This window comes from uncultured Sphingomonas sp. (assembly GCF_937859915.1).
In the GTDB taxonomy this organism is placed as follows: Bacteria; Pseudomonadota; Alphaproteobacteria; order Sphingomonadales; family Sphingomonadaceae; genus Solisphingomonas.
On the sequence record NZ_CALMAW010000097.1, the window covers coordinates 1 to 22475 of the forward strand.

Here is a 22475-nt window from a genome sequence, read left to right on the forward strand (position 1 = left end):
CATCGCCACCACCATCGTCGACGGCACCGATGTCGTGCTGCTGCTGGTCGAGGTCGTCGTGCTGGTCGCGCTGGTCGTCGTCGAGGAGCGGACGAACCAATTGTCGAGCTGGTCGGGCACCATGCGATAGGGCGCATCGGCCTGCATATAGACCTTCTTGACCCGTCCGCGGTCGATGAAATTGTTGATGTAGGTGCTGCCCCACGCCGCGCTGAGCGTCGCGTTGACGTCGCTTTCGGCGAGGCCGAGCACCGCGAGCTTGGGCTCGTCGATCTCGACATGGAGCTGCGGGGCATCCGCGAGCGTGTTGGCGCGGACCTGCGCGAGCGCCGGATCCTTGGCGGCGGCCGCGATGATCTTGTCGCGCAGCGCGGTGAATTGCGCGGTCGGCATGTTGCTCGAATTGAGCAGCTCGAAGGTGAAGCCGTTGGACTGGCCGAGCCCCGAGATCGGCGGCGGCGTCAGCGCGAACACCTGGCCGTCGTGGATCTGCGCGAACGCCTTGGTCGCGCGCGCGTTGATCGCGTCGACCGAATCCGCGCTCGCGGTCCGCTTGTCGAACGGCGACAGGATGACGAAGCCGGTGCCGGTATTCTGCCCCTGCCCCGCGAAGCTGAACCCCGAGATCGCGAACATCCCCGCGACATTCTTCTTCTCGGTCTTGAGGAAGAAATTCTCGACCTGCTCCCGCACCGCATTGGTGCGCGACTGCGCGGCGCCGGCGGGCAGCGTGAACTGGACGATCGACTGGCCCTGGTCCTCGCTCGGCAGGAAGCTGGTCGGCAGGCGCAGGAACAGGACGAGCAGCAGCGCGACGATGCCGCCATAGATCAGCAGGGTGAGCAGGCGCCGCACCATCACCCATTTCACGCCGCCCACATAATGGTCGGTCATCGTGTCGAAGCCGCGGTTGAAGCGGCCGCCGAGGCTGTTGTCGGTGCGCCGTTCCTTGGCCTTCAGCAGCGTCGCGCACAGCGCCGGCGTGAGCACCAGCGCGACCAGCACCGACAGCGCCATCGCCGAGACGATCGTGATCGAGAACTGCCGGTAGATCACGCCGGTCGAGCCCCCGAAGAAGGCCATCGGCAGCAGCACGGCGGACAGCACCATCGCGATGCCGATCAGCGCGCCGGAAATCTCGCCCATCGACTTGACCGTGGCATCGTGCGGCGACAGCCCCTCGTCCTCCATCAGCCGCTCGACATTCTCGACGACGACGATCGCATCGTCGACGAGCAACCCGATCGCGAGCACCATCCCGAACAGGGTCAGCGTGTTGATCGAATAGCCGAACAGCGCGAGGATCCCGAAGGTGCCGAGCAGCACCACCGGCACCGCGATCGCCGGGATCAGCGTCGCGCGCCAGTTCTGCAGGAACACGAACATCACGATGACGACGAGGATCACCGCCTCGATAAGCGTCTTGATGACCTCTTTCACCGAGAGGATGATGAAGTCCGTGGTGTCGCGCGGGTAAGTGACGACATAGCCCGGCGGCAGGCTGGTGGTCAGCTGCGCGACCATCGCCTTGACCGCCTTGGCGGTCTTGAGCGCGTCGGCGCCGGGCGCGAGCTGGAGCGCGAGGCCGGAGGCGGGGTGGCCGTTGAACTGCGCGTCGGTCGTATAGCTATCATTGCCCATCTCGACGCGCGCGACGTCGCTCAGATGGACGACCGACCCGTCGGTCCGCGTCTTGACGACGATGTTGCGGAACTGCTCGGGGGTCTGGAGCCGCGATTTGGCGGTGACGATCGCGGTGAGCTGCTGGCCCTTGACCACCGGGATCTGGCCGATCTGACCGGCCGAGACGTCGGTGTTCTGTGCGGTGACCGCGGTCTCGACGTCGGACGGCATCAGCTGGACCGCGGCCAGCTTATAGGGGTCGAGCCAGATCCGCATGCCGTAGCCCGAGCCGAACAGCTGGGTGGAACCCACGCCGCTGACGCGCGAGATCTCGTCCTGGAGGTTGTTGACCAGCCAGTCGGCGACATCGGCCTGCGAGGTCCGGTCGCTGCTGTCGTAGAGACCGACGACAAGCAGGAAGTCGGCGTTCGACTTGGTGACCGTCACGCCCTCGGTCTGCACCTCGGTCGGCAGCTGCGAATTGGCCTGCTGGACCTTGTTCTGGACCTGGACCTGCGCGGTGTCAGGGTCGGTGCCCTTGGCGAAGGTGACGGTGATCGAGACCGAGCCCGCCGCGCTCGACGTCGAGGAGAAATAGAGCAGCCCGTCGAGCCCGGTCAGCTGCTGCTCGATCACCTGTGTGACGGCGGACTGCAGCGTCGCGGCGTCGGCGCCGGGATAGGTCGCCGAGATATTGACCGAGGGCGGCGCGACGTCGGGATATTGCGCGATCGGCAGCTGCAGGATGCCGGCGATCCCCGCCAGCATGATGCCGATCGCGATCACCCATGCGAAGATGGGCCGGTCGATGAAAAAACGGCTCACGGCGTCAGCTGCCGAGCTTCACGGCGACCGGCTTGACGGCGATGCCCGGCTTGGCTTGGTCGACGCCCTCGACGACGAGCTTGTCGCCCGCCTTGAGCCCCGCGGTGATCAGCCATTTGTCGCCGATCGCCTGCGCCGCGGTCACGTCGCGCTGGACGACCTTGTTGTCGGCGCCGACGACGAGCGCGGTGGCATTGCCCTTGGGATCGCGCGTGATGCCCTGCTGCGGCGCGAGGATGCCGTTCTGCACGACCCCCTGCGGCGCCTCGACGCGCACGAACAGGCCGGGGAGCAGCAGCCCTTGCGGATTGGGGAAGCGCGCGCGCAGCGTCACCGTGCCGCTGGTCTCGTCGACCGTGACCTCGGCGAATTCGATCTTGCCGGGCAGCGGATAGTCCACGCCCGACGACAGCTTGAGCCGCACCGTCGCGCTCGCCGGCGTGACGCTGCCCTTGGCGAGCGACTGGCGCAGCGCGAGCAGCGCGTCGCTCGACTGGACGATGTCGACATAGATCGGGTCGAGTTGCTGGATGGTGGCGAGTGCGTCGGTCTGGCTCGCGGTGACGAGCGCGCCCGGCGTCACGATGGTGCGGCTGATCCGGCCGCTGATCGGCGCGCGGACCGTCGTATAGTCGACGTTGATCTGCGCAGCGCGGAGCGAGGCCTCGTCCTGGTGGACCGCGGCAAGGTCGGAACGCGCGGTCGCGATCGTGTTGTCGATCTGCTGCTTGCTCACCGCCTGGACGTCGCTCAACGTCTTGTAGCGATCGGCCTGCGCTTGCGCGGCGGCATAGGTCGCCTTCGCGCTTTCGAGCGTCGCGGCCGCCTGGTCGCGCGCGGCGATATAGGGGCGCGGGTCGATCAGATAGAGCGGCTGGCCGGCGCGGACCAGCGAGCCCTGCTCGAACAGGCGCTTCTGGATGATGCCGTCGACCTGCGGACGGACGTCCGACGAGGTCACAGCATCGGTGCGGCCGGTGAGTTCGGCAGTCATCGTCACCGGCTGGGTGGCGAGCGTGACGACGCCGACCTCGGGCGGTGCCGGCGGTGGGGCCTTGGGTTTGCTCGCACATCCGACCAGGGTCAGCGCGATGGTCAAGAGACTGGCGGTAGCGCGGCGAGAAAACATCATCCGGCCGGCGCATCGCGGAAAATCCCGCACACGGATAGGGATATTTTGGTACATGCGCGGACGCGACAACGCGCGCCGCGTCTTTTTGCCTATTTGATAACATCGTAGCTTGGCCGCGAAGGCGATTGTTTAGATCGACGACGCGATTGCGCCGTCGTGGTCATCGAGCAAACCCGCGCTGGCTCGCAGAGCATCATGCCTGTTCAAATGGGAACGATCCCGCGAATCGGGCGCTGGCTGATCGCAGGCGCGAGGAGATGTCAGTGGCCGTATCCGAAGACAGCCCACCGGTGATCGGCGATGTTCCGATCGGATTGCCGGCAGGGGGCACGCGGCGCGAGTTCGACAGCATGGGGGACATCGAGGTCGCCGCGGACCGCTATTGGGGCGCGCAGACGCAGCGCTCGCTGCACCATTTCTCGATCGGGCGCGATCGCATGCCGGTCGATGTCTATCGCGCCTATGGCATCGTCAAGAAGGCGTGCGCGTTGGTCCACGCCGCGGAAGGCCGCCTGCCGCAGTGGAAAGCCGACGCGATCGTCCGCGCCGCCGACGAGACGATCAGAGGCGAGCTCGACGCGCATTACCCGCTGTTTGTCTGGCAGACCGGCTCGGGCACGCAGTCCAACATGAACGTCAACGAGGTGCTGTCAAACCGCGCGATCCAGCTGCTCGGCGGCGAACTCGGCAGCCAGACGCCGGTTGCGCCCAATGACGACGTCAATATGGGGCAGTCCTCCAACGACACCTTCCCGACCGCGATGCACGTCGCGACGGTGCAGTTGCTCGACGATCGGCTGCTGCCAGAGCTCGATCGTCTCGCCAGGCTGATCGAGGCGCGAGCCACCGAATGGATGGACGTCGTCAAGATCGGCCGGACGCATCTTGAGGATGCGGTGCCGCTGACCGTCGGCCAGGAATGGTCGGGATGGGCCGCGCAAGTGCGCGCCGCCGAGGCCGAGATCGCCCGGTCCCGCGAAGGTCTCTACGAACTGGCGCTCGGCGGCACCGCGGTCGGCACCGGCCTCAACGCGCCTAAGGGTTTTTCGCGCACCGTCGCCGCCAGGATTGCCGAACTGACGGGCAAGCCCTTCGTCACCGCGCCCAACAAGTTCATGGCGCAGGGTTCGCTCGACGCGATGGTGCGGGCAAGCGCGGCGCTGCGCGGTGCCGCGGTCGCGCTGATGAAGATTGCCAACGACATGCGCTGGCTCGGCTCGGGCCCGCGCTGCGGCCTCGGCGAGCTCAAGATTCCCGACAACGAGCCGGGCTCGTCGATCATGCCGGGCAAGGTCAACCCGACGCAGTGCGAGGCGATCGTGATGATCGCGATCCAGGTGATCGGTGACGACACCGCGGTCGCCTTCGCGGGCAGCCAGGGCAATTTCGAATTGAACGCGATGCGGCCGATCATCATCAACAATGTGCTGCATTCGGCGACCATCCTTGCGGACGGCTGCGAGATGTTCCGCCGCTTCTCGGTCGAGGGCACCGAACTCAACCGCGAGGCGATCGCGGCGCATATCGACAAGTCGCTGATGCTGGTGACCGCGCTGTCGCCGGCGATCGGCTATCATGCCGCCGCGCACATCGCCGAACAGGCCGCCGCCGACGGCTCGACGCTGCGCGAGGCGGCGCTCGCATCGGGCAAGATCTCGCCCGAGGAGTTCGACCGCATCGTCGTCGCCGCCGACATGGTCGGCGACGGCCTCGCAGGCGCCTGAGCGCCGCATCGCAGGAGCACCGGATGGACGTCACCCAACTCATCCTCGACGACCATCACGAGCAACGCCGGCTGTTCGCGATGCTCGAGCAGATCGACGCCTCGGACCGTGACGCGCTTGCCGCGGTGTGGACCCGTCTCGCGACCTTCCTCGAGGTCCATGCCGAGACCGAGGAAAAGTTCTTCTATCCCGCGCTCCTCCAGGTCGGTCGCACCGCCGGCGACACCGAGGGCGTCGAGGACGAGACGCTCGACGCGATCAAGGACCATAATGAGATCCGCGACGCCGTCGCCGCGGTTGCCGCGCACCAGGTAGGCAGCGACGACTGGTTCGCCGCAGTCGCGGCCGCCAACAAGGCGAACGGCGACCATATGGCCGAGGAAGAGCGCGAAGGCCTCACCGACTTCCGCCGCCACGCCTCGCTCCAGCTGCGCCACGAACTCGGCGTGTCGTTCGTCGTCCACGAATTCGCGCATGTGACCGGCGTCCGGCCGATCGACAAGGATCCGGACAGCTGGGTGGCAACGCATTAGGCCCACCGGTCCAATCGGCGATGCCCTGACCACCCTCACGCGGGCTTGTCAGGGCCGGCACCGGTTCGATACGGACAGGCGTCCCTCGCGAAAGGCCGTCATGACCAAACCGCTCCCGCTCGTCGCCCTCACCGCCGTCCTGCTGCTCGCCGCCGCGCCGCCGCTCAAGGACAGCGACATGGTGCAGACCGGGACGGACATTCCGGCCAAGTGGATACCGCCCGAGGCGGATTTCGACTATGTGAAGCGCGACGTGATGATCCCGATGCGCGATGGCGTGAAGCTCCACACCGTGATCGTCGTCCCCAAGAATGCGCACGGCCTGCCGATGCTGCTCGAGCGGACGCCCTACGACGCCAATTTCGACGTCAAGGGCAACAGCCCGCACTTACGCGACGCGGTGTGGTCGGCGCTGCGCGAATGGGTCGACGACGGCTATATCTTCGTCAGCCAGGACATCCGCGGCAAATATGGCTCGCAGGGCAAATATGTCATGACGCGCCCGCCGATCGGCCCGCTCAACCCGACCAAGACCGACGACACCACCGATGCCTATGACACGATCGAGTGGCTCACCAAAAACGTCCCCGAGAGCAACCGGCGCGTCGGCATGATCGGCTCGTCCTACGACGGCTGGACGGTGACGATGGCGCTGCTCGGGCCGCATCCCGCGCTCAAGGTCGCTGCCCCGGAAAGCCCGATGATCGACGGATGGATGGGCGACGACTGGTTCCACTACGGCGCCTTCCGCCAGGTCAATCTCGACTATTTCACCGAGCAGACCAGCAAGACCGGCGAGGGCAAGGCGGTGCCCCGCCAAGGCTATGACGATTACCAGAATTTCCTCGATGCCGGCTCGGCGGGCAATTGGGCGATCACGCACGGCTTCCAGCAGTTGCCCTTCTGGAACCGGCTGTCGGGGCACCCCGCCTATGACGCCTTCTGGCAGGGCCAGGCGCTTGACAAGGCTGTGGTCGCGCGACCGTCGACCGTGCCGACGATGTGGCTCCAGGGCCTGTGGGACCAGGAGGACATGTACGGCGCCGTCCACAGCTGGGAAGCGCTCAAGGCGGCCGGCCACGCCGACACCAATCATCTCGTGATGGGCCCCTGGTATCACAGCCAGGTCAATCGCTCTGCCGAAAGCCTGGGCCCGCTCAAATGGAACGGCGACACCGCCGCCGACTTCCGCAAGACCGTACTGATCCCCTTCTTCGACACCTATCTCAAGGACGAGAAGCCGGCCGAGCTGACCCCGCCGGTGCTGATCTACAACGCCGCCGAGAACCATTGGGACACGTTCGCCGATTGGCCTGGCGCGTCTGCGACCGGCCTCACGCCGCTGTACCTGCAAGCGCAAATGGGCCTCGGCTTCAAGCCGCCCGCCGCCGGCGAGGACAGCTATGTCTCCGATCCCGCCAAGCCCGTGCCGTTCCTCTCCGGACCGGTCGGCCCGATGGGCGATCGCGCCCGCTGGACGACATGGCTGGTCCAGGATCAGCGCTTCGCCGCCTCACGATCCGACGTGCTCTCCTATCAGACGCCCGTGCTCGACAAGCCCGTGACCGTCGAAGGCGCGCCGATGGCGGACCTGTTCGTCAAGACGACGGGCACCGACGCCGATTTCGTCGTCAAGATCATCGACGTCTATCCGGCGAGCAATGGCGACCGGCCCGAAATGGGCGGCTACCAACTGCCAGTCAGCCTCGACATCTTCCGCGGCCGCTATCGCCAGAGCTTCGAGAAGCCCTCGGCGATCCCGGCCGGGCAGGTGCAGGAGTATAAGTTCAGGCTCCCGACCATGAACTATGTGTTCAAGCCCGGGCATCGCATCATGGTGCAGGTGCAGTCGAGCCTGTTCCCGCTCTACGACCGCAACCCCCAGACCTATGTGCCCAATATCTTCTTCGCCAAGCCGGCGGATTACCAAGCGGCGACCATGACGGTCGAACATGGCGCCGCCGGCGCGAGCGCGGTGCTGCTGCCGGTCGTCACCGCCAGCACGGCGCAGCGCTGACGTCGGGCGTCGGTCGGAGCCTCGCGGTACCGGTCGACGAACCGGCAGGCGTCCGTCCGGACCACATCGCTAAAGCGGGATGCGCCGAAGGCGAGCGTCGAAGCGCTGCGTCGCCGATATCGACCAAGCCTCGGACCAGCCGTCGTAAATGAGCGCGACGACGGGCCGTGTAAATAGAGTTGGACAGTCGGCGGGGAAAGGGCAACTATGGCGATGGGAGTGGGCAGGATGCGGTGACAGGAGAGAGGTAATGCAATCAGTATCGATCGACCGCTTTCGTGAGGTCGTGCTTTGCGCAGTCGTGTCGGCGTTGGTCTTGGGGGGATGCTCCAAGCGGGCGCCCGACCAGAGCGCGAGCGAACCGACAGCCAATACCGAAGTGGCCGCCGCACCGGCGCCCGCCGCCGCGGCTCCGGCGGCCGACAACACCGACACGATCAGCGGCGTCAAATATGCGAGCTACACCGGCGACGCGACGCAGGGCAAAATCGACTTCATCACCTGCCAGACATGCCATTCCATCGATGCCGGCGTGAACAAGATCGGTCCGTCGCTGCACGCCGTGGTCGGTCGCAAGTCGGGGATCATACCAGGCTATACCTATTCGGACGCCAACAAGAACAGCGGGATCACCTGGACGCCCGAAAAGCTGTTCCAATATCTCGAGGCGCCGCAGCGCGTCGTGCCGGGCACCAAGATGACCTTCGCCGGCTTCCCCGACCCGCAGAAGCGCGCCGACGTCATCGCCTATCTCAAGACCAATTCCTGATCGAGCCGCGGTTCGCCTAATCCGTCGCTCGTCGGTCGCCCGGACTCGCGGAACGCCTGCGTCGGACGAGGTCGGCAAGGTGGACGGGAAAGGACAGCAGCAGCGGCATGGCGACCCATCGCCAGTCGAGCCCAAGGAGCGCGGCGCGGAGCGCGGCCAGCATCAGTGCGCCGGGTGCCAGGCACAGCGTCGCATCGACGACGCGCCAGCCGCTGCGGGTCACGAGCCACACCAGTTCGATGCCGATCACTACGAGAACGGCATCGGCCGCATGGCCGGTAGCGAAAAGCCAGGCCATCCCGGCGATCAGGAAAACGGTCCGTTGAGGTGGACGATCGTCATCGTAAGATAACCGGCGAACGTCACCCACAGAAGATAGGGCAGCAGCAGCGCAGCGCCGATCATCGACCGGCGCCAGATGGCGACGACGAGCGCGGCGACTGACAGCCAAAGCGCGAGCACCTCGAACACCGCCCAGTCGGGCCGGTGTAGGCGAAAGAAGAGCAGACTCCAGAGGATGTTGAACGCGCCGTTGAGCGCGAACAGCCCGAGCAGCCCTTCGCGCTCGCGCCGATGCGGCATGGCGAGCCAGCCTGTCACGCCTGCCAGCGCGGTCACCGCATAGATTGCGGTCCACGCGACACCATAGGCTGCATCGGGCGGCGCCCAGCGCGGCTGAACGAGATGATGATACCAAGGTCCGATATCGGTGATGGTCGCGCCCAGCGCTGCGACGGCCAGCACCATCGCGCCAGCGACGAGGATCGGAAACAGCCACGCGCGGTCCATCGCCGATCAGCCCGCAGTTTGCAGCAAATGCCGCATATCCTTCAGGAAAATGCGCAGATAGGCCATCGGGCGGGCATAGACGAGCCGCTTGGTCATATAGGCGGGCCAGAGCAAGCGCTGCACGTCCCGGTCGGCGCACATCGCCACGAAACGCTCTCGCCGCTGATCGTTGCGATACCAGAAATACTGCATCAGCCCGAGAATGCGGAAGACATGACCATGTGACCGCATGAAACGCCGACGCGCCTGCTTCAGGCACGCGGCTTTGCCGGTGGCGAGATACGCCGCCACCGCATCCGCTGCGTGCGTGGCCGAGAGCATCGCATAATAAATCCCCTCGCCCGATGCCGGGGCGACGACTCCCGCGGCGTCACCCGCGACCAGGATGTCGCGGCCATTGTCCCATCGTCGCAGCGGCCGTAGCGGGATCGGCGCGCCTTCGCGCCGGATCGTCTCGCAGCGATCCAGTCCGGCGCGTACACGCAGCCGCGCGGTCGCGGCGCGCAGGCCAAAGCCCTTGTCCGCGCTGCCGACACCGATGCTTGCGGTATCGCCGTGCGGGAATATCCAGGCATAGAAGTCCGGCGACAAGGCCGCCTGGTAGAAGACGTCGCACCGGCCGCGATCGAAGGCCTCGGTATCGGCCACAGGCGAGCGGATGATCTCATGATAGGCGAAGACGCAGGCCATATGCCCAGCGGCGGGCAGCGCGGTGCTGGCCACCCGCGAGCGCGCGCCATCGGCGCCGATCACGCTTCGCGCGCGAACCCTTTGCTCGGCGCCCCCTCGCATCTCGGCATAGCAGATGACCGCGCAGCCATCCGCGTCGCGCTCGATCCTGTCGAACGTCCCCACGCGCAACGCGGCACCTGCAAGAGCGGCACGCGCGCGTAACCAGCCGTCGAAGACGTCGCGATCGACCATGCCGACGAACCGACCCTCCCCGTCCCGATCGACGCGCATGTCGACGGTCCGATCGGACGGCGCGACCATGCGGGCGGCGACCGCACGTCCGACGATGAGATGATCGGGAATGGCGAAGTCGCGGATCAGTCGCGGCGGGATCGCGCCACCGCACGGTTTGACCCGTCCGCCCCGGTCAAGCAGCAGTACGCGGCGTCCGGCGCGGGCCAGCATTGTCGCGGCGGTGGCGCCTGCCGGCCCGCCACCGACCACGACGCAATCATAGGTCTGCGTCGTCATGCCGGCGCGCCGTGGACGAGCACGACCGGTGGTGCGTGCACGTGCGGCCGCGGCACACGCCAAGCCGCGCAGACGAACAGCAGCGCCTCCGCACCAAATATGATGGAGAATGTCTCGGGCGTCGATCCGATTAGCACGCGTCCGATGTCCACGCCCACAGCACCGATGAGCCCGCCGAGGCCGAAGGCGATCGCTTGCGCCGCCCCCCAGACCCCCATCCGCACCCCTTCGCGCCCGCGCTCGGCGCTCGCCAGCCCCATCATCGCGCCGATCGCGGCTACCGAAAACACGCCGTTGGCAAGACCGAGTGCGCCTGCATTGGTGGTCAGCGGCCAGGCCGGACCGACACGCGCGGCGATCGCCAGGCCCACCAGCGCGACGGCGGAGCCGATGCAGCCGCCGACCACCCAGCGCCGCATCGTCGCGGCGCCGCCCCCACCAAACGTGCCGCACAGGCCGACCAGCACCATTCCCAGCAGCACGCCGCCATGCTGGACGCCCGACAATTGCGTCGAACGTCCGGGCGAGAAGCCGAACAACAGGCCTGCGAACGGTTCGATGATCAACTCCTGCATCGAATAGGCGAACATCGACAGGAACAGGAAGACGACGAAGCGGCGCGCATCGCTCTCACCCCATAATTCGCGCAGCGCGACCCGGAAGGGCACCGTCGCGGGCATCTGCGCGTGCGCGGCGGAGGCGAGATCGGCCTCGCCTTCGATGCCCCACAGCGCCGCGATCGAGACGAGGAACGCCACGCCGGCGACCCCGCGGCCGACCGCCGCAAGCCGCTCCAACGAAAAGGGTTCCAGCAACGCGCCCGCCACGCCCGCCGCCCCCGCAATCCCGGCAATCATCATGATCCAGGTGATTGATGCCGCGGCCGCGCGGCGTTCGGGCATCACCCGCGCCGCAAGCAGCGCCAGCAGCGAGGTTCCCGCCGCGCCGACGCCGCCGCCGATCATCGAAAACGCGACAAGCGCGAGCGCGATCCCGAAGACCGAACGCGCCGCGAGCCAGCTCAGCGCCGCGATCGCCAGCAGGATTCCCAGTGCCAATAGCGCCATGCCGGTCAGGATCCACGGCGTCCGCCGTCGCCCGCTGTCCGACCCGTGACCCCAGGCCGGGCGCGCGAGCTGCACCGCATAATGCCACGCGACGAGTCCCGCCGGCAGCGCAGCGGGCAGCCCATATTCGACCACCATCACCCGGTTGAGCAGCGACGTCGCCAGCATCACGATCGCACCGATCGCGCTCTGTACCAGCCCCAGCCGTACGATGCCGAGCCAGCCCAGCGGCGCGGTCGAGGCTGGACCGCCTACAGCGCCCACACGCCGCCAAGCGCGAACGCGGAGGCCAGCATGCCCAGCACGTACAGCGTCGTGCCGGTGGCATTGTACCAGGGCGTGTTGGCGAGCGGATCGCGGAGCAGGGTCCGCATCAAGGCCAACTGCCCCGCGAGCAGGCCGCCGACGACGACGGCGACACCATGATGCCCCCAGCTTGCCAGCAGCAGGATCACGACGCTCTGCGGTACCGCCATCACCACGCAGGCCAACCGTGCCGCGCGACCGACGCCCAGCACGACCGGAAGCGATCGCAGGCCGGTCGCGCGATCCCCTTCGACCGCCTTGAAATCGTTGAGTGTCATGATGCCGTGCGCGCCGGCACTGTAGAGCGCGAGGATGGCGAGCACCTGTAGGGTCGGCAAACCGCCGCGCATGACGCTCGCGCCGGTGAACCAGGTCAGCCCCTCATAGGTCAGCGCCACCACCGCCGGGCCCCATAGCCCGCTGCCCTTCACGCGGAACGGCGGCGCGCTATAGGCCCAGGCGCAGAGCAGGCCCACGCTCGCCGCAGCGAGGACCCAGGGGCCCATCAGCCACGCCACCGCAAGCGACAGCGCCGTCCCGATCATCGCGATCCGCAGCCCCCAGGCGCCGGCAATTCGGCCGGACGGGATTGGACGGTCGGGCTCGTTGATCGCATCAACATGGCGATCAAACCAATCGTTGACCGCCTGGCTCGTGCCGCACACCAGCGGTCCGGTCAGCAACACGCCCGCGATCAGGAACGGCCAGCGCGCGCCAAGCGGAATGCCCGAAGAGACTGCGCCACACAGAAAGGCCCAGATCGGCGGAAACCAGGTGACCGGCTTCAACAGCTCGATAACGTCGCCCGGGGAAGGAAGCGGCGTCGACATGCCGCGGGATAGCGTCCAAGTCATGCACGGATGTTATGCTTGACATTCGCGATCGTCAAACAGAAATGACAACTCCATATTAGCCCCTATTTCGGGTCAATTTCGTCTCCAGCGACGAGATTCCCAAGACCGTGCCGATGCATCTTCGAATACAGGCTTTGCCGGCTGACCCCGAGGATCTCCGCCGCCGAGGCGCGATTGTCTGCGGTATAGGTCAAGGCAGCCTCAATACAGAGCCGCTCGATCAGATCGGTGCTCTCGCGCACGATCTCCTTCATCGACATCCGGCCGACCAACTCGGTCAGTTGCTCGACCGACCTCGGCACATCGCGCGTTGGCATTGGCGCGGTTCGCGGACGGCGGGCAACGCTGCGGATCGTAAAGCCGTAACACTCGCCGTCGCCCATAGGCGCTGCGACGCCGGACACCTCGATCTCCTCGACCCCGCCCGCCGATCCGCGCAGGATCGTAGCGACGTTGCGGACCGAGCCATGCTGGCGGATCTGCCCGACGATCGGCTCGAGGTCGATACCGGGCCGGCCTAGCCATGTACCGAGCGCGGCGCCGGTGACGCGTTCGACCGACGGCATTTCGGCAAGCTCGACGAACGCGCCGTTCGCCGTCAGCACATTCAGGTCGCGGTCCGTCAGCACGAAGGAGTCGGGCATCCGCTCGACGACATCGCTCAAGGCGCTGTCGAACTGATGCCCCGCGATCGCGCCGTCGGCGCGCGCGATGCGAACGATGAGCAAGGGTGCTCTCGCCTGGCGGAACAATCGTGCCGAGATTCGTACCTCGCCGCGTCGATTGTTCAGACGCAACAGGATGGGCGCGCGATCGTCCGCCGCTTCCGCCGCACCGAGATAGGCGACGAGACTGTCGCGGTCCTGCGGATCGACGAGGGTGTTGACCGGATTGCCGACCAGCGCGCCATCCGACGCATCGAGCAACCGGTGCGCCGCTGGGTTCGCTTCGCGGATACGACGCGCCTCGACGTCGACGATCAGCACCGGCTCGGATGCCATGTCGAACAGCAGGCGATAGCGGGTCTCGGCGTGACGAAGCCGAATATAGTCGCGCTCCAGCGACTGCTGGGTTTGCAGCAGGCGCTGCTGCATTTCGGCGGCACCGCGCATGTCACGGCCGATCGCGATGAGGCGATCCGGATCGCCAAGCCCCATCACCAGATAGCGCACGGGTACATCGCCGCCTGCGGCCGGATGATTGACCTGGCGCCACCGCGCGGCACCGCCGCCGGTTGCGGCGGCCAGCATCTCGAGGATCTTGGGCCGGCTTTCCACCGTGACGGTATCGACCCATGCTTCGCGGATCCAGTCCGTAAAGCCATGATTGGCAAGCTCGCCCTGCGACACGGCCACGTCGAGAATCCTGCCATCCGCCGACAGGATGAGAGCGACATCGCCAACGGCGGCCAGCAGCGACGCGGCAACGGCGGCTGGAAGCGATCCGGGCATCACGTCCGGCTCCGCAAAACCCGTTTCACGGGAGGGGGCGATATGCTTGTTCATTGACGAGCGTCGCACTCCAGAACCAGTCGAGATTAACTACACGCCGCTGCCTCCCATTCGCGTTGGCGGACGAGATCCAAGGCAACCTTCAGCGCGAGCTTGGCGTCACGTGCGGTGCCATCGGCGCCGACCTGCTCGACAAGCTCCGGCCTGGCGCCGATCACTCGACCCCCAACCATGACGCACACGAACGGATTTTGAGACACGTTTCGCAGCGCAGCAATGGTCGAAGCGAGACCGCCGATATGGCAGTCGCAACTGATCGTCAATCCGATCATATCGAACCAGTCCGCCTCGACGAGGCGCAGCAGGTCGGCGGTCTCGGCCTCGCTCACGCGCTCGGTCACCCAGCCGTTGCAATGGAACAGCTCTTCCACCACGACCGTGCCAAAATTATGCTGGTCCCCGGGCATTGATGCGAACAGCGCCCGATGACCGCCCGCGGCGACCCGTCGATCGGCTTGCGCGCGAAATGCGATCTCGTGGACGACCTCCTGCAAGCGCCACAAGGCCATCGTCACATCGACGAAGTCGCAACGATCCTCTTCCCAATATTCGCCCAGCAGGCGCGCGGCGGGCGCCAACAGGTCGACCATCACCGAGTCGATCGTGACGCCGCGCGCAAGGATCGCCTCGATATGGGTCAGCAGGGCATCCGCCTCGATCTGCATCGCCATGGGTGCGAAGGACTCGATTTCTGCGGCATCGATGCCGTGATCAGCATGCACCGCATGCGATAAGGGCGGCTCGATCGCATGCGCCACCATCAGACGCGGGATGATCTCGCTTTCGATAAGCATCGATAAAGACCGATTGTAATCGACCCGCGCGTGGGCGCGAAACGCGGACATTCCGCCGCGATCCATCGAAAAACGTCGGGCGCGCCGATCGTCTCGCTCGACTGTCTTACCCTGCTCGCACCGCATAGTCGATGTCATCACCGGCTCTCCCCAGCCTGGTCGACACAGTCACGCATAGCCGGGCATCGGTATTTCGATTTGTCCAGCGACTCGACCATATGACTATCGTTACAAGTTGACAACTGCCTGGCTCCGCGGTGATCCGCGGCAAGAGACTGTCTCGTGAAATAGACGTCAAATATATTTGACAGTCGATGAGATGTCCTCCTATTCTCAGCCTACGAGAGCGCAGGAGGATGCGGGTGAACGGCCCTTCCATCGCAGGACGGCGAACAGACGGCATCGCGCCGATCTACACGCCCGAACAGCGCCGTCGCCGCGACTCGTCACATTGGACGGTCGTGCAGGGGGTGCTCGCACCCGTCCAATTTCTGGTCTTTCTCGTCAGCCTTGCTCTGGTCCTCCATTATCTCGCGTCGGGGCGTGGCGCCGCCGCCGCGACGATCTCCATCGTTACCAAGACCGGGACGCTGTACGCGATCATGATCACCGGCTCGATTTGGGAAAAGACCGTCTTCGGCAAATGGCTGTTCGCCGACGCCTTCTTTTGGGAAGATCTGTCGTCGATGCTCGTGCTGGCCCTGCACAGCCTGTATCTTGTGGCGTTGATCGGCGGGATCGGAAATGAGCGCGGCAGGATGCTGCTCGCGCTTGCCGCCTATGCCAGCTACGCGGTCAACGCGGCGCAATTCCTGCTCAAGCTGCGCGCGGCGCGGCTTCAGGGCGCAGTGGCGTCCTCCGCGATGGCGATGACGAGATGAGCCCGTCGGCCCCCCTCGCCATCGCGCGCTGCGCGACGGCGCCGCACGCGGCGGAGCGGCCGCCCGTCCTTCGCGAACGCGGGCAGCGGGAAGTCTTTTGCGGGCTGACCGGGATCGTCTGGCTCCACCGCAAGATCCAGGACGCCTTTTTCCTCGTGGTCGGTTCGCGCACCTGCGCGCATCTGCTCCAATCGGCCGCCGGCGTGATGGTATTCGCCGAGCCACGGTTCGCCACCGCGATCATCGAGGAGCGCGACCTTGCCGGGATGGCCGATTGCAACGACGAGCTTGACCGCGTCGTCGATCGCCTGCTCTCCCGCCGGCCTGACATCAAGCTGCTGTTCCTGGTAGGCTCCTGCCCGTCCGAGGTGATCAAGCTCGACCTGTCGCGCGCCGCCGCGCGCCTGTCGAACAAACATGCGGGCGCGACCCGGATTCTTGCCTATTCAGGCTCGGGCATTGAGACGACCTTCACCGAGGGCGAGGATGCCTGCCTCGCCGCACTCGTCCCCGATCTGCCTGCCGACCGGTCAGGCGCCGCCAGCCTGCTGCTTGTCGGCGCCTTGCCCGACGTCGTCGAGGACCAGTTTTTGCGGCTGTTCGCCGCGCTCGGAATCGCCCCGGTGCATGTCCTTCCCGCACGCCGCGCCGGTGCGATGCCGCCGGTGGGCGCGAACACCCGCTTCCTGCTCGCGCAACCGTTCCTGGGGGAGACCGCGCGCGCGCTTGAAAATCGCGGCGCCGTCCGCCTCGACGCGTTGTTCCCCTTCGGTGCGGATGGCACGACCGACTGGCTGCACGCTGCCGCGACGGCGTTCGGTATCGAGGAGATGCACTTTCGCCGCACCGTCGCGAAGGGGCGCGCGCGCGCCAAGCGGGCGATCGCGCATGCGGCCGACCGGCTGGCGGGCAAGCGCGTCTTCTTCCTGCCCGACTCGCAGCTCGAAATACCCCTCGCGCGCTTCCTGGCGACTGAAGTTGGCATGGTGCCCGTCGAAGTCGGCACGCCCTATCTGCACCGCGCGCATCTCGCCCGGGAGCTGACGCGGCTCCCGGCGGGCACGCCGATCAGCGAAGGCCAGGACGTCGACCGCCAGCTCGACCGGGTCCGCGCCGCGCGGCCCGACCTCACCGTCTGCGGCCTCGGCCTCGCCAACCCGCTCGAGGCCGAGGGGCTGACGACCAAATGGGCGATCGAGCTGGTCTTCGCGCCGATCCACGGCTTCGACCAGGCGGGTGACCTCGCCGAGCTGTTCGCGCGACCGCTCAGGCGGCGCGCGGGGCTGACGGTCTGATGCAGCCGACGCCTTCTCTCGTCGCCGAAGGGGCAGGCCCGTGCAGCTGACGGTCTGGACCTATGAGGGGCCACCCCATGTCGGCGCGATGCGGATCGCGACCGCGATGCAGGGCGTCCATTACCTGCTCCACGCGCCGCAGGGCGACACCTATGCCGACCTGTTGTTCACGATGATCGAGCGCCGCGGCAAACGTCCGCCGGTCACCTACACCACTTTCCAGGCGCGTGATCTCGGCAAGGACACCGCCGACCTGTTCCAGACCGCCGCGCGCGACGCCTATGCGCGCTTCCAGCCGCAGGCGATGCTGGTCGGCGCATCGTGCACCGCCGAGCTCATCCAGGACGATCCCGCCGGGCTCGCCGAGGCGCTGCGCCTGCCCTGCCCGGTCGTCGCGCTCGAGCTGCCGAGCTATCAGCGCAAGGAGAATTGGGGCGCCGCCGAGACCTTCTACCAACTGGTCCGCACGCTCGCTGACAAGGACGCGCGCCCGACACCGCGGGAGGGCCGACGCCCGCGCGCCAATCTGCTTGGCCCGACCGCGCTCGGCTTCCGCCACCGCGATGACGTGATCGAGGTGTCCCGACTGCTCGAGACGCTCGGCGTCGACATCGCGGTCACCGCTCCGCTCGGGGCGACGCCGGCCGATCTCGCGCACCTCGGCGCAGCCGACTTCAATATCTGCCTCTATCCCGAGATCGCCGACACGACCTGCCGCTGGCTGGACAAGACGTTCGGGCAAGCGACCGTCCGCACCGTGCCGATCGGCCACGGCGCGACTCGCGACTTCATCGCCGAGGTCGCGGCGCGCGCGGGGATCGATCCGTCGCACGCGCTAGACACCTCCAACCTGCCCTGGTGGAGCCGCTCGGTCGACTCGACCTATCTCACCGGGAAGCGCGTCTTCATTTTCGGCGATGCGACGCACGCGATCGCCGCCGCCCGTGTCGCGCGCGACGAACTCGGCTTCGAGGTCGTCGGGCTTGGCTGCTACAACCGCGAATTCGCCCGCGACCTGCGCGCGGCGGCGGCGCTGTACGCCGTCGAGCCGCTGATCACCGACGACTATCTCGTCATCGAGGACGCGATCCAGGCGGTGCAGCCCGAACTGGTGCTCGGCACGCAGATGGAGCGCCACATCGCCAAGCGGCTGCGCATCCCCTGCGCGGTCATCTCGGCGCCGGTGCATGTCCAGGATTTCCCGGCGCGCTATTCGCCGCAAATGGGGTTCGAGGGCGCAAACGTGCTGTTCGACAGCTGGGTGCATCCGCTGGTGATGGGGCTGGAGGAGCATCTTCTGACGATGTTCCGCGACGATTTCGAGTTTTCGGACGCGAACGGGGCGAGCCATCTGTCCGTCCTTTCCGTGGCGGAGACCGGGCCTGCGAGCGTGTCGCCTGCAGCAGTTCCCCTCCACCATCCTGCGGATGGTCCCCCTCCCCCCGCTGCGCGCGGGGAGGATAAGTGGTCCGCCGACGCCGAGCGCGAGCTGCTCAAAATCCCGTTCTTCGTGCGCGGCAAGGCACGGCGGAATACCGAACGCTTCGCCGCCGCCCAGGGCGTGGCGACGATCACGCTCGACACGCTCTACGATGCGAAGGCGCATTATGCCCGCTAGCGCGCCCCTCCACGTCGTGATCGTCACGCTCGACAACCATCTGTCGGGCGCCGCCGAGCGCGCTGCGGCGCGGTTCGCGCAGGACGGATCGGGGATCACGATCGGCTTCCATGCCGCCGCCGACTGGGACCGCGACGCGGGCGCGCTCGACCGCTGCGTTGCCGACATCGGCCGCGGCGACATCGTCATCGCGACGATGCTGTTTCTCGACGATCATATCCGCGCGGTGCTGCCGGCGCTGTCCGCGCGACGCGAGGCGTGCGCGGCGATGCTCGGGCTGATGTCGGGCAGCGAGATCGTCAAACTCACCCGGCTCGGCGACTATCGGATGGACAAGCCCGCCTCGGGGCCCCTTGCGCTACTCAAACGGTTGCGCGGATCGTCCAGGCCGGGCGTCTCGTCGGGCGCGGGTCAGCTCAGGATGCTGCGCCGGTTGCCCAAGATCCTGCGCTTCATTCCCGGCACCGCGCAGGACGTCCGCGCCTATTTCCTGACGCTGCAATATTGGCTCGCCGGCAGCGACGACAATGTCGTGGGCATGATCCGCGCGCTCGCCGGTCGCTATGCGGGGCACGAGACGCGCGCCGAGGCGCCGCAGGACTATCCCGACGTCGGCGTCTATCACCCCGCGCTGCTTGGGCGGATGGCCGACCGGATCGAGGCGCTGCCCCGGCGGGCGGGGCCGAACGGCACGGTCGGGCTGCTGATGCTTCGCTCCTATCTGCTCGGGCGCGACACCGGCCATTATGACGGCGTGATCGCGGCACTCGAGGCCAAGGGGCTGCGTGTCATCCCCGCCTTCGCAAGCGGGCTCGATTCGCGCCCGGCGATCGAGGCCTTCTTCCGCAAGGACGGCGAGACCACGGTCGACGCGGTGGTCTCGCTGACCGGGTTCAGCCTGGTCGGCGGCCCGGCCTATAACGATGCCGAGGCGGCCGAGGCGACGCTCGCCGCACTCAACGTGCCCTATGTCGCCGCGCACCCGATCGAATTTCAGTCGCTGCAGCAATGGGGTTCCGGCCGCCAGGGGCTGCTGCCGATCGAGGCGGCGATGATGGTCGCGATCCCCGAGCTGGACGGCGCGATCATGCCCAGCGTGTTCGGTGGGCGGGCCGACGGATCGGGGACGCCCTGCACCGGGTGCGTACGGCGCTGCAGCTTCCCCGCGTCGGGTCTGGTGCGCGCGATGCAATCCTGCCCCGAGCGCGCCGAGGCGCTCGCCGGCAAGGTTGCCAAGCTGGTCGCGCTGCGCCGATCGGCGCGGGCGGCGCGCAGGCTCGCGATCATCCTGTTCAACTTCCCGCCCAATGCCGGCGCGACCGGGACCGCAGCGCATCTCGCGGTGTGGGAGTCGCTCCACGCGACGCTGACCAAGCTCGCCGCCGAAGGCTATCAGGTCGACGTCCCCGCCGACGTCGATGCGCTGCGCGAATCCGTGCTGCACGGCAATGCCGCGCGCTACGGCGCCGACGCCAATGTCCATGCCCGCATCCCCGCTGACGATCACGTCCGCCGCGAACCGCATCTCGCCGCGATCGAGGCGCAATGGGGCCCGGCACCGGGCAGGCAGCAGAGCGACGGCGGCACTATCCATGTCCTCGGCGCGCAATTCGGCCGCGTGTTCGTCGGCATCCAGCCCGCCTTCGGCTATGAGGGCGACCCGATGCGGTTGCTGTTCGAGGGCCGCTTCACCCCGACGCACGCGTTCAGCGCCTTCTACCGCTGGCTACGCGAGGATTTCGCCGCCGACGTGGTGCTGCATTTCGGCACGCATGGCGCGCTCGAGTTCATGCCCGGCAAGCAGGCCGGTCTTTCGGGCGACTGCTGGCCTGAGCGACTGATCGGCGACCTGCCCAACATCTATCTTTATGCCGCGAACAACCCATCGGAAGGGCTGATCGCCAAGCGCCGGTCGGGCGCGACGCTGGTCAGCTATTTGACGCCGCCACTGGCGCAGGCCGGGCTCTACAAGGGGCTGACCGATCTAAAGGCGCTGCTCGCGCGCTGGCGGTCGTCGCCGTCGGAGCCGGAGCGCGAGGCACTCGCGCCGATGATCGTCGCCTCGGCGGAGGCGCTCGATCTCGATCCAACCGACATCGCGGCGCTGACCGCACGCCTCTACGAGCTCGAATGCGAGCTGATTCCGCACGGCCTCCACGTCCTCGGCACGCCATTGTCCCAGGAGACGCGCGCGCAACTGATCGCGGCGGGCGCCGATCCCGACCTGCCGACCGCCAATGGCGAACTCGATGCGCTGATCCATGCGCTCGATGCCCGCTTCGTCCGCCCCGCACCCGGCGGCGACGTGCTGCGCAATCCCAAAATGCTGCCGACCGGGCGCAACATTCACGGCTTCGATCCCTTCCGCATCCCTGGCCGCTTTGCGTGCGACCAGGGCGGGCGGCAGGCGGACGAACTGATTGCGCGCCATACTGCGTCGGGCGCCCCCGTCCCCGAGACGCTGGCGATGGTGCTGTGGGGCACCGACAATCTCAAGTCCGAGGGCATGCAGATCGCGCAGGCGCTGGCGCTGATCGGCGCGCGGCCGCGTTTCGACGGCTATGGCAGGCTCGCCGGGGCGGAACTGGTGCCGCTCGCCGAGCTCGCCCGGCCACGAATCGACGTGATCGTCACGCTGTCGGGCATCTTCCGCGACCTGCTGCCGCTGCAGACGCGGATGATCGCCGAAGCCGCCTGGCTTGCCGCATGCGCCGAAGAGCCGCTGGCGCAAAACTTCGTCCGCAAGCACAGCCTCGCGCACGCCGCGGAGCATGGCTGCGATCTGGAGACCGCGGCGCTGCGCGTCTTCTCGAACGCCGAAGGCGCGTACGGCGCCAACGTCAATCTGCTGATCGACGACGGCGCCTGGACCGATCCCGACGAGATCGCCGAGGTCTTCGAGCGGCAGAAGGGCTATGCTTATGGCCGCAGCGGCGCACCGACGCGCAATGCCGCGCTGCTCAAGACCGCGCTTGCCGGCGTCGATCTTGCCTATCAGAATCTCGACTCGGTCGAGCTCGGCGTTACCGACATCGATCATTATGTCGACGCCCTCGGCGGGATCAGCCGCGCGATCCGCCGCGCCAAGGGGACGGCCGCCCCGGTCTATATCGTCGATGCGACGCAAGGCCGCACCAAGGTCCGCACGCTTGGCGAGCAGGTCGATCTCGAGACGCGCACGCGAATGCTCAATCCGCTGTGGTACGAGGGCATGCTCCAGCACGGTTTCGAGGGCGTGCGCCACATCGAGGGCCATGTCACCAACACGGTGGGCTGGTCGGCGACGACGGGCGATGTCGATCCCTGGATCTATCAGCGGATCAGCGAGACCTATGTGCTCGATGCCGAGATGCGCGAGCGGATTGCGGCGCTCAACCCTAAAGCCTCGGCGCGCGTCGCACACCGGCTGATCGAGGCCAGCGACCGGCAGTTCTGGGCGCCGGACGCGGCGACGCTCGCCGCACTTCACGCCGCCAGCGACGAGCTCGAGGATCGCCTCGAGGGTGTCACCGCGGTGGCGGCATAGGAGCAGCA

At 67.2% G+C, this 22475-nt stretch carries 17 protein-coding genes; 8 read left to right on the forward strand and 9 right to left on the reverse strand.

From position 1 onward, the window contains the following. Window positions 1–2448, reverse strand: a 2448-nt coding sequence (locus Q0326_RS12675; protein ID WP_298691010.1) for an efflux RND transporter permease subunit, incomplete at its 3' end; no start/stop codon positions are given. 4 nt (window positions 2449–2452) lie between these two features. Further along, on the reverse strand, window positions 2453–3547 hold the full coding sequence (locus tag Q0326_RS12680) for an efflux RND transporter periplasmic adaptor subunit (protein ID WP_298691012.1): 1095 nt from the start codon (window positions 3545–3547) through the stop codon (window positions 2453–2455). A 290-nt stretch (window positions 3548–3837) separates the two neighbouring features. On the opposite strand from Q0326_RS12680, the gene fumC reads away from it, so the two are divergent. From fumC to Q0326_RS12700, 4 genes are all read left to right on the forward strand, one after another. Further along, window positions 3838–5304, forward strand: a complete 1467-nt coding sequence (gene fumC / locus Q0326_RS12685) for a class II fumarate hydratase (protein ID WP_298691014.1) — start codon at window positions 3838–3840, stop codon at window positions 5302–5304. A 23-nt stretch (window positions 5305–5327) separates the two neighbouring features. Then, entirely contained in the window at window positions 5328–5837 is a 510-nt protein-coding gene (locus Q0326_RS12690; protein WP_298691017.1) for a hemerythrin domain-containing protein, read from the forward strand. A 100-nt stretch (window positions 5838–5937) separates the two neighbouring features. After that, window positions 5938–7854: a CocE/NonD family hydrolase gene (locus Q0326_RS12695; protein WP_298691019.1), complete on the forward strand. Its 1917-nt coding sequence runs from the start codon at window positions 5938–5940 to the stop codon at window positions 7852–7854. A gap of 379 nt (window positions 7855–8233) precedes the next feature. Continuing rightward, a complete protein-coding gene (locus Q0326_RS12700) occupies window positions 8234–8623 on the forward strand; it encodes a cytochrome c family protein (RefSeq protein ID WP_363304098.1) in 390 nt (129 codons plus the stop codon). Window positions 8624–8639: 16 nt separating this feature from the next. Here Q0326_RS12700 and Q0326_RS12705 read toward each other — a convergent pair whose 3' ends face one another. From Q0326_RS12705 to Q0326_RS12735, 7 genes are all read right to left on the reverse strand, one after another. Beyond that, window positions 8640–8921, reverse strand: coding sequence for a hypothetical protein (locus Q0326_RS12705; protein WP_298691024.1), 282 nt, complete (start codon window positions 8919–8921; stop codon window positions 8640–8642). A gap of 8 nt (window positions 8922–8929) precedes the next feature. After that, entirely contained in the window at window positions 8930–9412 is a 483-nt protein-coding gene (locus Q0326_RS12710) for a TspO/MBR family protein (RefSeq protein WP_298691026.1), read from the reverse strand. A 6-nt stretch (window positions 9413–9418) separates the two neighbouring features. Beyond that, window positions 9419–10615, reverse strand: coding sequence for a geranylgeranyl diphosphate reductase (locus Q0326_RS12715; protein ID WP_298691028.1), 1197 nt, complete (start codon window positions 10613–10615; stop codon window positions 9419–9421). Beyond that, window positions 10612–11946, reverse strand: coding sequence for a BCD family MFS transporter (locus Q0326_RS12720; protein WP_298691030.1), 1335 nt, complete (start codon window positions 11944–11946; stop codon window positions 10612–10614). Before Q0326_RS12720 ends, Q0326_RS12715 begins: the two co-directional genes overlap by 4 nt. After that, a complete protein-coding gene (gene chlG, locus Q0326_RS12725; RefSeq protein WP_298691032.1) occupies window positions 11934–12818 on the reverse strand; it encodes a chlorophyll synthase ChlG in 885 nt (294 codons plus the stop codon). Before chlG ends, Q0326_RS12720 begins: the two co-directional genes overlap by 13 nt. Before the next feature lie 86 nt (window positions 12819–12904). Then, on the reverse strand, window positions 12905–14347 hold the full coding sequence (gene ppsR / locus Q0326_RS12730) for a transcriptional regulator PpsR (protein WP_298691034.1): 1443 nt from the start codon (window positions 14345–14347) through the stop codon (window positions 12905–12907). A gap of 32 nt (window positions 14348–14379) precedes the next feature. Next, the gene (locus Q0326_RS12735; RefSeq protein ID WP_298691036.1) at window positions 14380–15198 is read right to left on the reverse strand and encodes a cobalamin-dependent protein; all 819 of its coding nucleotides are present in this window, start codon (window positions 15196–15198) and stop codon (window positions 14380–14382) included. Between the two features lie 311 nt (window positions 15199–15509). Between Q0326_RS12735 and bchF the strand changes: the two genes are divergently transcribed. From bchF to Q0326_RS12755, 4 genes are read left to right on the forward strand one after another with little or no spacing between them, the layout of a single operon-like run. After that, a complete protein-coding gene (bchF, locus tag Q0326_RS12740) occupies window positions 15510–16028 on the forward strand; it encodes a 2-vinyl bacteriochlorophyllide hydratase (protein ID WP_298691038.1) in 519 nt (172 codons plus the stop codon). Next, entirely contained in the window at window positions 16025–17323 is a 1299-nt protein-coding gene (locus Q0326_RS12745) for a ferredoxin:protochlorophyllide reductase (ATP-dependent) subunit N (protein WP_298691040.1), read from the forward strand. The genes bchF and Q0326_RS12745 overlap by 4 nt, the downstream gene beginning before the upstream one ends. Window positions 17324–17363: 40 nt before the next feature. After that, the gene (gene bchB, locus Q0326_RS12750; protein WP_298691042.1) at window positions 17364–18941 is read left to right on the forward strand and encodes a ferredoxin:protochlorophyllide reductase (ATP-dependent) subunit B; all 1578 of its coding nucleotides are present in this window, start codon (window positions 17364–17366) and stop codon (window positions 18939–18941) included. Next, complete coding sequence (locus tag Q0326_RS12755) at window positions 18931–22467, forward strand: magnesium chelatase subunit H (RefSeq protein WP_298691044.1); 3537 nt, start codon at window positions 18931–18933, stop codon at window positions 22465–22467. The genes bchB and Q0326_RS12755 overlap by 11 nt, the downstream gene beginning before the upstream one ends. The last annotated feature ends 8 nt before the right edge of the window (window positions 22468–22475 follow it).

Excerpts from the sequence above, each read along its gene's own strand:
- fumC (WP_298691014.1), top strand. The coding sequence starts at position 3,838 with ATGTCAGTGGCCGTATCCGAAGACAGCCCACCGGTGATCGGCGATGTT.
- Q0326_RS12690 (WP_298691017.1), top strand. The coding sequence starts at position 5,328 with ATGGACGTCACCCAACTCATCCTCGACGACCATCACGAGCAACGCCGG.
- Q0326_RS12695 (WP_298691019.1), top strand. The coding sequence starts at position 5,938 with ATGACCAAACCGCTCCCGCTCGTCGCCCTCACCGCCGTCCTGCTGCTC.
- Q0326_RS12705 (WP_298691024.1), bottom strand. The coding sequence starts at position 8,921 with ATGGCCTGGCTTTTCGCTACCGGCCATGCGGCCGATGCCGTTCTCGTA.
- Q0326_RS12710 (WP_298691026.1), bottom strand. The coding sequence starts at position 9,412 with ATGGACCGCGCGTGGCTGTTTCCGATCCTCGTCGCTGGCGCGATGGTG.
- Q0326_RS12715 (WP_298691028.1), bottom strand. The coding sequence starts at position 10,615 with ATGACGACGCAGACCTATGATTGCGTCGTGGTCGGTGGCGGGCCGGCA.
- chlG (WP_298691032.1), bottom strand. The coding sequence starts at position 12,818 with ATGTCGACGCCGCTTCCTTCCCCGGGCGACGTTATCGAGCTGTTGAAG.
- ppsR (WP_298691034.1), bottom strand. The coding sequence starts at position 14,347 with ATGAACAAGCATATCGCCCCCTCCCGTGAAACGGGTTTTGCGGAGCCG.
- Q0326_RS12735 (WP_298691036.1), bottom strand. The coding sequence starts at position 15,198 with ATGTCCGCGTTTCGCGCCCACGCGCGGGTCGATTACAATCGGTCTTTA.
- Q0326_RS12745 (WP_298691040.1), top strand. The coding sequence starts at position 16,025 with ATGAGCCCGTCGGCCCCCCTCGCCATCGCGCGCTGCGCGACGGCGCCG.
- Q0326_RS12755 (WP_298691044.1), top strand. The coding sequence starts at position 18,931 with ATGCCCGCTAGCGCGCCCCTCCACGTCGTGATCGTCACGCTCGACAAC.